10 protein-coding genes are annotated in these 11,619 nt (G+C 39.5%); 5 read left to right on the top strand and 5 right to left on the bottom strand.

The features are described from left to right. Positions 1-97 precede the first annotated feature (97 nt). Positions 98-1,369, bottom strand: coding sequence for a sugar MFS transporter (locus tag L1077_RS22395; RefSeq protein ID WP_440589559.1), 1,272 nt, complete (start codon positions 1,367-1,369; stop codon positions 98-100). A 235-nt stretch (positions 1,370-1,604) separates the two neighbouring features. On the opposite strand from L1077_RS22395, the gene L1077_RS22390 reads away from it, so the two are divergent. The 3 genes from L1077_RS22390 (at position 1,605) to L1077_RS22380 (ending at position 5,243) form a co-directional block, all read left to right on the top strand. After that, positions 1,605-2,795 (top strand): AGE family epimerase/isomerase, encoded by a 1,191-nt coding sequence (locus L1077_RS22390; protein WP_237139083.1) that lies wholly within the window; start codon positions 1,605-1,607, stop codon positions 2,793-2,795. After that, positions 2,795-3,745 carry a carbohydrate kinase family protein gene (locus tag L1077_RS22385; protein WP_237139082.1) on the top strand — a complete coding sequence of 317 codons (951 nt, stop codon included), beginning with the start codon at positions 2,795-2,797 and terminating at the stop codon, positions 3,743-3,745. Before L1077_RS22390 ends, L1077_RS22385 begins: the two co-directional genes overlap by 1 nt. Before the next feature lie 403 nt (positions 3,746-4,148). Then, on the top strand, positions 4,149-5,243 hold the full coding sequence (locus L1077_RS22380) for an MBL fold metallo-hydrolase (RefSeq protein WP_063361684.1): 1,095 nt from the start codon (positions 4,149-4,151) through the stop codon (positions 5,241-5,243). 53 nt (positions 5,244-5,296) lie between these two features. Here L1077_RS22380 and rnd read toward each other — a convergent pair whose 3' ends face one another. From rnd to L1077_RS22365, 3 genes are all read right to left on the bottom strand, one after another. After that, a complete protein-coding gene (rnd, locus tag L1077_RS22375; RefSeq protein ID WP_211037221.1) occupies positions 5,297-6,427 on the bottom strand; it encodes a ribonuclease D in 1,131 nt (376 codons plus the stop codon). Between the two features lie 52 nt (positions 6,428-6,479). Continuing rightward, complete coding sequence (gene fadD / locus L1077_RS22370) at positions 6,480-8,129, bottom strand: long-chain-fatty-acid--CoA ligase FadD (protein WP_237139081.1); 1,650 nt, start codon at positions 8,127-8,129, stop codon at positions 6,480-6,482. Positions 8,130-8,247: 118 nt separating this feature from the next. Beyond that, the gene (locus L1077_RS22365; RefSeq protein ID WP_237139080.1) at positions 8,248-9,123 is read right to left on the bottom strand and encodes an alpha/beta fold hydrolase; all 876 of its coding nucleotides are present in this window, start codon (positions 9,121-9,123) and stop codon (positions 8,248-8,250) included. A gap of 128 nt (positions 9,124-9,251) precedes the next feature. Here L1077_RS22365 and L1077_RS22360 point away from each other — a divergent pair, with 128 nt between their 5' ends. Next, positions 9,252-10,547, top strand: coding sequence for an alkaline phosphatase (locus L1077_RS22360; RefSeq protein ID WP_237139079.1), 1,296 nt, complete (start codon positions 9,252-9,254; stop codon positions 10,545-10,547). A gap of 62 nt (positions 10,548-10,609) precedes the next feature. On the opposite strand, the gene L1077_RS22355 is transcribed toward L1077_RS22360, so the two are convergent. Then, a complete protein-coding gene (locus tag L1077_RS22355; protein ID WP_237139078.1) occupies positions 10,610-11,125 on the bottom strand; it encodes a DUF2867 domain-containing protein in 516 nt (171 codons plus the stop codon). A gap of 259 nt (positions 11,126-11,384) precedes the next feature. Between L1077_RS22355 and L1077_RS22350 the strand changes: the two genes are divergently transcribed. Then, positions 11,385-11,570, top strand: a complete 186-nt coding sequence (locus tag L1077_RS22350; protein WP_237139077.1) for a hypothetical protein — start codon at positions 11,385-11,387, stop codon at positions 11,568-11,570. Positions 11,571-11,619: the final 49 nt, after the last annotated feature.

Raw genomic sequence — 11,619 nt, 5'->3', positions numbered from 1 at the left:
CTATGAATACGTATTCAATACTTATGAGATAGAAATTTATAAATTTAAGTTAAAAAAGGCAAGTGAACACTTGCCTTATTGGAAAGAAGTTTTAGCGTTACGCTATTTTGTCATGCCATTGCTTTGATAGTTTGACAACATTTAAGCCGTACCAAGCAATGAAAATATAGCAAACAAGCGGTACAATGAAACTGATTTGAATATGCATCGTGTCTGCTACAACCCCTTGTAATAAAGGGATAATAGCACCACCAACAATGGCCAAACACAACCAACCTGAACCTTTACTTGTCAGTGAACCTAGGCCTTCAATTGCAGTTGTAAAAATAGTTGGGAACATGATTGAGTTAAACAAACCTATCGCCAACACAGACACCATCGCAATATTACCTTCTGTAAACATGGTCATTGCCAACAACAACATGACAAATACTGAGTTGAATACCAATGCTTTCGAAGGCGCTACGTATTTAAGTGCTTGGGAACCAATAAAACGACCAACCATCGCCCCGCCCCAATAATAACCAAGCAGTTTTGCTGCGGTTGGCGCATCTAAGCCACCAATATGTTCTTCAGCAAAATAGTTTACGATAAAGCTACCTATTGAGACCTCCGCACCTACGTAACAAAATATAGCGACAACCCCCATCATTAAATGCGGCGCTTCTTTTAAGTTTTTGTCTTTGACTTTACAGTCTTCAGTTTCAATATGCGCTTCGATTGTTGGTAGCTTCAAAAACGCAAACACAACCGCGATTGCGAGCAAGCAACCTGCAATAACCAAGTAAGGCACTTTGACCGAATCAGCATTCGCAGCTTCGACCACCGCTGCGCTGCCTGCACCAAATAACAACATACCACCAGCGATTGGACCTAGAGTTGTGCCCAATGAGTTAAGTGCTTGCGCTAAGTTTAAACGGCTTGAAGCTGTTTTTGGCGTACCCAGTGCTGCAACATACGGGTTAGCAGAAACCTGTAAAATAACGATACCTGATGCCATCACAAATAAAGCAGTTAAGAAAACCCAGTACTGGTGCACTATCACCGCAGGATAAAATAGTAAACACCCAGCAGCAGCGACAACAAGGCCGATAATAATGCCTTTTTGATAACCTAGTCGCTTAACTAGATTACCGGCAGGTAGAGAGACAACAAAGTAGGCAATGAAGAAACAGAATTGAATTAACATCGCTTCTGTGTAGTTTAAGTCAAAAACGCTTTTTAACCTTGGAATTAAAACATCGTTAAATACAGTAATAAAACCCCATAAAAAGAACAGGGTTGTCATCGCAGCAAGCGGAAAAAAGTAGTTTTTTTCGTTGTTCTGGGTGCCTGCAGCAATGCTTTGATTCATGTTGATTTCACTCACTCGGATTACTCCATGTTAAAGGATGTAATGATTCTACACATTGTTACAAGAAAATCACAAATGTTTTATTGGATCGTTCCATTATTTTTTTTAAGATGCTACAGTAAATGAATAAATGAGAAAACACGGTCAATATACTGAATAGACCAAGTTCAGATTTTTATTGTATATATCGCAGTTTAAAATGCGCTTACATACATTGACCGCTACGCGATTTGAGAGTGGAGCACAAATAATGTCGCTAGATTTTAAGAGTAGAGATTTTTTACAGCAACATATTGATAAAACGATGGCGTTCTATCATCCGAGGTGCGTAGACAACAAGGGTGGATTTTATCAGTTTTTCAAGGATAACGGTGACATTTATGATGACAGCACGCGTCATCTAGTATCGAGTACGCGATTTGTTTTCAACTATGCCATGGCATATATCAATACAGACAACGCTGAATATTTGGAGTTAGTGCAACATGGCCTAGATTACTTAGAAAAGGTCCATAAGCAAGAAAGTGGCGGATACGCTTGGCTTATCGAAAATGGTGTGGCGAGCGACCTAACCAATCATTGTTACGGCCTTGCATTTGTATTACTTGCAAACGCCATGGCTGTAAAAGCAGGTATCACTTCAGCAAAAGATACTATCGAGCAAGTCTGGTCACTATTAGAACAAAAATACTATGACACTGAGTTCGGGTTATATCTTGATGAATTTGATGCAAACTTTACTAATGCAGACAAATATCGCGGTCAAAACGCGAACATGCATATGTGTGAAGCACTGCTTATGTGTTTTGAAGCCACCAATGATAACAAGTTTTTAGACCGCGCCTACACACTTGCACACAATATGACAGTGAAACAAGCAAGCTTAGCTGATGGTCTAGTTTGGGAGCATTACAACAGCGATTGGGAAATAGATTGGGATTACAATAAAGACAATCCTAAGCACTTATTTAGACCTTGGGGTTTCCAGCCAGGCCACCAAACAGAATGGACCAAACTACTCTTGATCCTAAATAGACATAAACCAGAATCTTGGATGGTAGACAAGGCTAAATTCTTATTCGATCAAGCCCTTGAACATGCGTGGGATGAAGAGCATGGTGGTATTTGCTACGGTTTTGCACCAGATAAAAGCATTTGTGATGGCGACAAATATTTTTGGGTTCAAGCAGAAAGCTTTGCAGCCGCTGCCCTGTTAGCAATTGAAACAAACGATGAGCAGTATTGGCAATGGTATGAAAAAATCTGGCAATACAGCTGGGATAATATGATCGATCATAAATACGGCGCTTGGTATCGAATTCTGACCCAAGACAACCGCAGTTACAGCGATGAAAAGAGCCCTGCTGGTAAAACCGATTACCACACAATGGGTGCCTGTTACGAAGTCTTGAGAGCCTACAATTTAAGTGAGAGAAGTTAATGAGCGTTATTTGCTTTGGTGAAGCGCTAATAGACTTTTTATCTGATGGTGGCACACCGGAATCCTTTACTAAATATGCTGGTGGCGCGCCAGCAAATGTCTCTGTTGCCGTAGCCAAACAAGGCATAAATAGCACATTTTGCGGTATGCTCGGTGATGATATGTTTGGTCACTTTTTAAAAGATGAACTCTCCAGTCAACAAGTAAATACCGAGTTTGTAAAATTTACCGCTCAAGCAAAAACAGCGTTGGCCTTTGTGTCTTTAGATAGTGATGGAGACAGGAGCTTTAGCTTTTATCGACCACCAGCAGCGGATTTGCTATTTCGTGAAGAAGATTTCGAAGAAAGTATGTTTGAGCAGGGAACCATTTTACATGTGTGCTCTAACAGTCTGACAGAGAAAAACATTTATCTAAGCACTGTCACAGCAATGGAAAAAGCTAAGCAATATGGCCTTATCAAAAGCTTTGATATGAATTTGCGTGAAAACCTTTGGCCTTCGATGAATCATTGCCTCGACAGAATTTGGCACATTATGTCTCAATCTGATGTGGTTAAGTTGTCTAAAGAAGAGTTGGTATTTTTAAATACACATGCCCACCCTTCTAAAGATGAGCAAAACACCATTGAGGCAATATTATCTAGTAAAGTTAAATTGCTTGTCATCACTGACGGTGCTAATGACATTCGTTATTTTACTGAGCAGTTTTCTGGATACATCACGCCGCCGAATGTAAAAGCAGTTGATACAACCGCGGGTGGAGATGCATTTGTGGGAGGCTTACTTGCTGAGCTAACACGAAAATTACCTCAAACCCCATTTGAAGAAATAGTCAGTAGTGAGGCACAAGTGCTCGACTTGGTCAATTTCTCAGCGAAATGTGGGGCGTATGCCGTCACAAGGTTTGGCTCTTTTGTTTCTCTTCCAAGCAACCATGATATTGAATAATAAAATTTCCTAAGTGTGAGACAGGCTCAAGGATGAGCCTATTTAACCACTACACATATTGCAAATATTCTCTATAAAACCAATATACAATTGGTCCGCACACAATCCAACCGATTAAAAAAGGTCGAAAAAAACCCAGTCGCTTTGCGTTTAACGTCTCTACAATAGAGTCATGCTCAGAATGTGTGTATGGAAACACTTTTCGATACACTTTAAATATTGCGAGCCCTATTAAAAAAGGTACTATTATCAACGAAAAGAATATTAAAACTGCGTACCAGGTTTCGTCTGAAACTCGTTCCATAACACTCCCATAGTGAATTAAATTGGTTAACACTCTAAATGTTAAGCAATTTTAGGATAGAGACAGACTCGGATAATTACAATAAGAAATTTTACACCCATGATAAACAAATACTTCCCTCTTCCACTTTGCATATTACTAGCAAGTTGTGCTTCACAAAATAATGTAAATCGCTTGGAACCGACCAAAGACATTAAATACAAAGTGACTGAAGGCTATACCCATCAATTTGCCAATACATACAAGATGCCCGAAGATTATCCTTATACTTGTAAAGAAAATTGCTACCCTAAAAGCCAAGATATTCAGTGCGAAAATGACATGGAACGCTGCCAGTATGTTGGTCAAAACCCTGTGCTTTCCATTACTACAGAAAACGCTTTTAATGTTAGATGGTTAGGTCACGCTAGCTTTGCCGTAACGACACCTTCGGGAGAAACCATACTGATTGACCCTGTCACAGGTCAATTTGACTGGCCTGTAGATTGGGCATTTGTTCACTTGGCAGGTGGTTTTTATCGAACCGAGCCCAGTGCATACAGTAAACAAACACTTGAAGATACTCAGGCAGTCGTCTATTCGCATATCCATTATGACCACTTCAATAAATCAGATATTGAAAACATAGGTAATCATCCAACCTACCTAACCCCTTTAAACTTTGCAGATTACTTTCCTACTGGTGGGTATAATATTGTCGAAATGCCTTGGTTCTCAAAATATGATATCGGTGACACAAAAGTCCATTTTGTCCCTGCACACCATTTTAGTAGTCGTATTGTTGTGCCCATGATCACAAGTGATGATGATGAGACACTCTGGGGGGGCTGGGTATTCGAAAGTAAAGGCAGGAAATTGTTTTTTGCCGGAGATACGGGGTACTCTGGGCACTTTAAAGATATTCACCAACAGTATGGTGATATGGATGTCTGTCTTATCCCAATTGCATCTTACCACCATGAGAAACATGGAAAGTGGTATAGAAATGTCCATTTAACGCCAGAAGATGCGCTCATTGCAGCTGATGAGCTAAATTGCGGTGTTATGATCCCTTGGGGACACGGAAATATGAGCTGGAAAATGGGCGATCATACATCACACTCAGCCCTGTTTCGTCTGTTACATATGAAGGGTGAGCTGAAAAGCCGCTCCCCACTGTATATTTTAAATGAAGGTGAGCAAGTTAAATTCTGATTAGATAGTTCGAGCGAAGTACACTACTTCGCTCGAAGAAACTAAAACAACAGTTATACTTCCCACTTTTTAAGCGCATCTCCAATGAGTTGCTTACGCCAGCCCTGGAATAAATCTGGTTTTATCATTACTTCGCGCTCTTTGGCACTGAGCTTCCAATTCCAGCTGATCACTTGATTAATTTGCTTTTTAGATGCAATGACATCAACAGGTAAGTTACTCTTCTTAGCAACATCCATAATGTCTGACTTAATTTCTTTCGCCGCTCTTTTGTACTGTGCAAAGTCAATGAGTCTTTTTACTTTTGCAGGTAAAGTATCTTCTGGTACGGCTTTACCTTTCTCGATACACGCTAATATTTCTTTACCAGATCGATTCACTTCCATGGCGTCTACTTCTGGAATATTGCGCATACTCGAAAGTGAACTAGGACGCCGCTTAGCAATCTCAACCATATTGAGCTCTTTAAGTATGAAATTCACCGAGATATTTTTCTTTTCAGCTTTATTCATACGCCAAGCCGCCAGTTCTCTCAATACAGCAAGATCACGCCCTCTTAACTGCCAAACATTTTTAATGTTTAAGTAAAGGTATTCATCCGGCGTTCTAAAAGCACGCTTTTGAGCAATCAATTCACTCTCTGATATCACGATATCAAATAACTGCTTTTCTTCTATTTTCTTTATTAGTTTTTCAAAACAAGGAAGAAGGTAGTAAACATCAGCTGCGGCATATTCCAACTGTTTATCTGATAATGGTCTTTTAAGCCAATCTGTGCGCGACATGCTCTTATCGATTTCAACATCCAAAAGGTTTTTAACCATGTTTGCAAAACCAACGCAATTCCCCTCGCCCAACAACTGCAACGCAAATTGAGTATCAAATAAAGGAGAAGGCACGATACCACCAAATTTTTGGAATACTTCAATGTCTTCAGAGGGAGAATGAATTACTTTTATCACATCTTGTGAAGTAAAAAGTGCCCACAAAGCTGAAAAGTCCATATCAATCAATGGGTCAATTAAAGCTAGATGTGTACCGTCATACACTTGGAATAAAGCACTTTCAGGATACAGCGTTCTACGACGCATAAACTCGGTATCAATTGCTAAAATTTTACTTTCACAAATGAGGTTAATAAATTTATCTAACTCCGCTTGAGTTTGAATAAACTGATACTGCACATTGACTCCTTCGCTTCTTGCGAAAAAAAAACCGGCATAAGCCGGTTTCTTGTTATTTTAACGCCCTACGTAATATCTTACCTACGTTCGTTTTTGGCAGTTCATCTCTAAACTCAACCATTTTTGGAACTTTGTAGTTTGTTAGGTTTTCACGACAATGCGCTATTATATCTTTTTCTGACAAAGATTGGTCTTTTCTGACAACAAAAACTTTAACTTGCTCACCACTGACCTCGTGAGGGACACCAATAGCAGCAACTTCAAGCACGCCATCGTGGCTTGCAACAACCTCTTCAATCTCATTAGGGAACACGTTGAAACCAGATACTAAGATCATATCTTTTTTACGGTCAACAATGTAAAAGAAGCCTTCATCGTCATAAGTTGCAATATCACCTGTTGCAAACCAGCCATCTTGCAGACACTCAGCTGTTGCATCTGGACGGTTATAATATCCAGCCATTACTTGAGGGCCTTTGACTAATAACTCACCTGGTTCACCTTTAGGCGCTTCTTCACCATTTTCTAGCACTATTTTTAAATCTGTGCTTGGTGCTGGCAAACCAATTGACCCGTTATAGCCTTCTAGGTCTAACGGACAAATAGTCACAAGCGGCGCACACTCGGTTAAACCATAGCCTTCAAGTAAACGTGAGTTGGTGACTGACTGCCATCTTTCAGCGACAGGTCTTTGAACCGCCATACCTCCACCTAAAGACACTTTTAGGTTCGAAAAGTCTAACTGCGCAAAGCCATCAGTATTGAGTAAACCGTTGAATAGCGTGTTTACACCCGTAATCACAGTAAACGGATACTTAGCTAGGTCTTTAACAAAACCCGCCATGTCACGCGGGTTTGTGATCAAAATATTATGACCGCCATATTTCATGAAAGTCAGACAGTTCGCGGTAAGTGCAAAAATGTGATAGAGCGGCAGCGCCGTGATCACAACTTCCTTCCCTTTATTTAGTACTTTGTCTAAACACCCAGATACTTGTTCTAAATTAGCAACCATATTGCCGTGCGTTAACATCGCACCTTTTGACACGCCTGTCGTACCACCGGTGTATTGCAAAAATGCAAGATCGTTTTGATTAACATCAGGCTTTTTATAGCTATTAGGATCAGCACTCATTGCATTTGCAAAAGGAACCGCCGATGGCAAATTATAAGCTGGTACCATCTTTTTGACTTTTTTGACGACAAAGTTCACTAAATGCTTTTTCACGCCACCAAGTAAATCACCAATCTGAGTTAAAACAATATGCTTAACCGGTGTTGAAGGAAGCGCTTTTTCTAACGTACTTGCAAAGTTTGCTAGAATAAAGATAGCTTTGGCCTCAGAATCATTTAATTGATGCTCTAATTCCCTTACAGTGTAAAGCGGGTTGACATTAACAACCGTACAACCGGCTCTAAGTACACCTAAAATCGTGATTGGTGTTTGCAATAAGTTTGGCATCATTACCGCAACTTTATCACCTTTACCAAGTTTAAGCGTATTTTGAATATAACTTGCAACCGATTTAGTCGCTTCATCAATCTCTTTGTATGTCAGTGTTTTACCCATGTTTGAGTAAGCGGGTAACTGAGCATAATTGGTGAAACATTCGTCTATTAATTCTAGCAGCGAGTTGTAGTGTTCTGGATCAATCGTTGCCGGCATGCCTTCTGGATAGCGCTTTAGCCAGATTTTTTCCACTCTTAGCTCCTGTGTTCTCGTTCTTTTTTTACATTAACCTTAAAGCAAATAAGGCACTTAAACAATTGAGTAAATACTCTAACTGATGGATATTCCCATATTTAAAGCAAAGTTACAATCAGCAAAGCACCTGCTTTTCGATATGTCCAACAATCTCATTTAAGATATCTTGAGGGTGTTGCATATGGCAATGATGACCTCCAGAGACCTTAGAAACGCTAAGTTTATCAAAACACGAAAGAAATTTTTTCATGTTATCACGCATTTGAGCATATCCTTCTTCAGGTAAGATAAGCATAGTGTCTACTGAAATTTTATCTAATAAACTCAGCGCTTGTTCCTGATTTAACCTAATTGTCGAAGGCAGTTTAAGTTTCGGGTCTGAACTCAATCTGTATTTACCACACTCGGCAAGAATCGTTCTTTCCATTAAAACCTCTGCGATTTGCTCATTAAAACCGCCAACCTTAGCCCTTGCCTTAATCATTGATGACCTGTCATCAAACCAACGGTTACCTTGAGTAGTTAGCTTTTGTCTTTCTTCAAATGCCTTTACTAAGTTGGTTTTAGCGTATTGATTACCTTGATATATGAGCCCAATGCCATCAATTAAGTTCAATGACCGTACATAATCAGGAAAAGTGCTAGCAAGTAGATTAGCGATAAGCGCCCCCATAGAGTGGCCCACAAAGTGCGCGCTATTTATGTTCGCTGTTTGCATAAAGCGCATTACATCATACACATACTCAACAAAATAATACTGTGCATCATCAGATTTCCAATCTGATTTGCCATGTCCTGGTAAATCCAAAAAATACCAAGTGTATTTCTTTTTCTGATCTTCCGTGAGTAGCTCCGCTATCGGTTTAAAGCTGTTACTGTTATCTAACCACCCATGTAAACAAACAACAGCATCGGACCCATTACCAGCCTGTTGCCAAGAAAAGCCATCTTTAAAATTGTCTTTCATCTCATTTTTTTTATTAATCAGCATTTATTGATATTCTTCACAAACACATTTAGTTAAGATCATACGCGATAAAATCTATACAGCTATAGAAATAATTAATTCAGTTATTGCATCAGACCTTAAATCAAACACGGGAATTCAAAGGAAAAACTATGTCACGCAAAATTTCGGCAGTTGCAGCGGCAATTTCATTATTGGCGAGTAGCCAAGTTTACGCTGCACCAAAAAACATCATTTACATGATTGGTGACGGCATGGGTCCAGCATATACCACGGCATACAGATACTACAAAGATGACAAAACAACCAAAGTAGTTGAGCCTACAGTGTTTGACTCAATTTTAGTTGGTATGGCGCATACATATCCTGACGATAACACAGTTGTTACAGACAGTGCAGCCGGTGCAACGGCGTTAAGTACGGCAAACAAGAGTTACAATGGCGCAATCGCTGTAGACACAGCTAAAAAGCCACTTAAAACAATGCTGCAAATGGCAAAAGAAAAAGGCATGACTACGGCGTTGGTTGCAACATCACAAATTAACCACGCAACACCAGCAAGCTTTGCTGCGCATAATGAGTCGAGACGCAATTACGATGAAATCGCCAACGATTATGTAGACGTTAAAATAGCAGGAAAATTACCTGTCGATTTAATGCTAGGCGGTGGTACACAATACTTCATCCGAGAAGATAGAAATATTGTGTCTGAGTTCAAGCAAGCAGGATATCAATACATTGACGATTTAAATGACCTAAACTCGCTTAAATCAGTGCCTGCAATCGGACTTTTTGCCAAAAAAGGCATGCCACATGCTATTGATGAAAGCCCTCTTCGCCTTACGGATATGACCAATAAAGCACTCGATCTACTTGATAAAGACAAAAACAAAGAAGGCTTTTTTGTCATGATCGAAGGCAGTCAAATTGATTGGTGTGGACATGCTAACGACATTGCGTGTGCCATGAAGGAAATGGATGACTTTGCTAAGTCGATTGAACTAGCCAAGGCCTATGTCGACAGAAACCCTGATACACTTTTAGTTATTACAGCGGATCACTCTACCGGTGGACTAACGCTGGGGGCAGACGGCGACTACAAATGGGAACGTGACGTCGTTGCAAATGTTAAAGCCTCAGTCAAAACCATTACCCAAAAACTGAAAGACAGTAAAAGCCTAGAAAAGGACTGGGTTGCACTTACCGGTCTAGAATATACGTCTGAAGTCGCTGAAGAACTTAAAGAAGCAAAATCCGAAGGTGATAGAGCACTTTTTAAAGCGATAAACGAGCAAATAAATGAAGCCAGTTACACCGGTTGGACAACTGGGGGTCACACTGCCATCGATGTCCAGGTATTTGCACATGGTAAAGGCCGTGAAGATTTCATTGGCTCGCAAAACAATACTCAAATTGCTGAGAAATTAATTTCATTTATTGAACGCTAGATGCTCATTTAGCATTGGTTGGTTGTGGCTTGAAACAACCAACCTATCAATGTACAACCTATTCACCTTTGTTCATTAAGCTTGCGAAGTCGCTGTAAAAGCGTTGGCACTATCAACTTATGGACTGGTTTAATAAAAAACATATACCATTTTCCAAATGTATTATTCAAATGGACAATTGTCGTTGCATGGAGTTTGGCTCCAGAGTCATTTGGTGTCACAAAAAATGATACTTTAACGTTTAAGTGTTTATCTTTATCCTCTAATATGACTTCGTGTTGAGTATTTTTATAAAGAGTAAAAATCCCGACCCTGTCGCCAACTTTTATGCTTTCTAAATTTTTCTGATGATTAACATCATCAATCGCTCCAAGATCTTTCAAACCAAAGCTTGAGACGATCTTATTACGCAAACTCATCAAAAAGTTGAACCACACAGGTGAGCGTGCCACTAACTCTATAAATAGCTCAAGTGCTGCTTCACCTTGGTAACAATCGATATCAGACGAAAAGCAATCATAAAAATCTGCATCACCTACATATGACTTAATAAGAGATGAGCTTGGAATTTCATTCATAAAAGGGCCATTGTATTTAGGTGTTTAAATAGAAATTATCAATGTCACCTTTCATATTCAAGCGCCAATAACTTTATATAATTAATCTCATAAAATTATAAGCCGTTTGTTCTTATCGTCCTCGGGAACCGTCATCACTAAGTGACTATAACCTAAATACAAACCCAAATAAAAAAACACTAACGAAACATAACATTTACATTTGTTTGTTATTGATATACGTTAATTAGAACCAAGTATCACTTAAGGAAAAAGAAGAATGAAAAAACTAAATAAAAAAACATTAAAAAGTTTGTCTAAAGACAAGATGAAGCTGCCATTAGATATGACACCTCACATTGCTGGGGGTGATCACACTGATCAATATTCAGATAATTGCGGCCCATCAGTGCCTCGTAATCCGACTTGGTACTCTGAATGCGGTTGTCCAACATCACCCTGCTGATGCGAGTAAACGGGCTAGCAAAGACATAATGCTAGCCCATTGAAATTAT

The sequence above is a fragment of the Pseudoalteromonas luteoviolacea genome (assembly GCF_021654285.1).
Taxonomy (GTDB): domain Bacteria; phylum Pseudomonadota; class Gammaproteobacteria; order Enterobacterales; family Alteromonadaceae; genus Pseudoalteromonas; species Pseudoalteromonas luteoviolacea_J.
This window is presented reverse-complemented; position numbering and strand designations above follow the sequence as displayed.

Excerpts from the sequence above, each read along its gene's own strand:
- L1077_RS22390 (WP_237139083.1), top strand. The coding sequence starts at position 1,605 with ATGTCGCTAGATTTTAAGAGTAGAGATTTTTTACAGCAACATATTGAT.
- L1077_RS22360 (WP_237139079.1), top strand. The coding sequence starts at position 9,252 with ATGTCACGCAAAATTTCGGCAGTTGCAGCGGCAATTTCATTATTGGCG.
- L1077_RS22355 (WP_237139078.1), bottom strand. The coding sequence starts at position 11,125 with ATGAATGAAATTCCAAGCTCATCTCTTATTAAGTCATATGTAGGTGAT.
- L1077_RS22385 (WP_237139082.1), top strand. The coding sequence starts at position 2,795 with ATGAGCGTTATTTGCTTTGGTGAAGCGCTAATAGACTTTTTATCTGAT.
- L1077_RS22350 (WP_237139077.1), top strand. The coding sequence starts at position 11,385 with ATGAAAAAACTAAATAAAAAAACATTAAAAAGTTTGTCTAAAGACAAG.
- L1077_RS22365 (WP_237139080.1), bottom strand. The coding sequence starts at position 9,123 with ATGCTGATTAATAAAAAAAATGAGATGAAAGACAATTTTAAAGATGGC.
- L1077_RS22380 (WP_063361684.1), top strand. The coding sequence starts at position 4,149 with ATGATAAACAAATACTTCCCTCTTCCACTTTGCATATTACTAGCAAGT.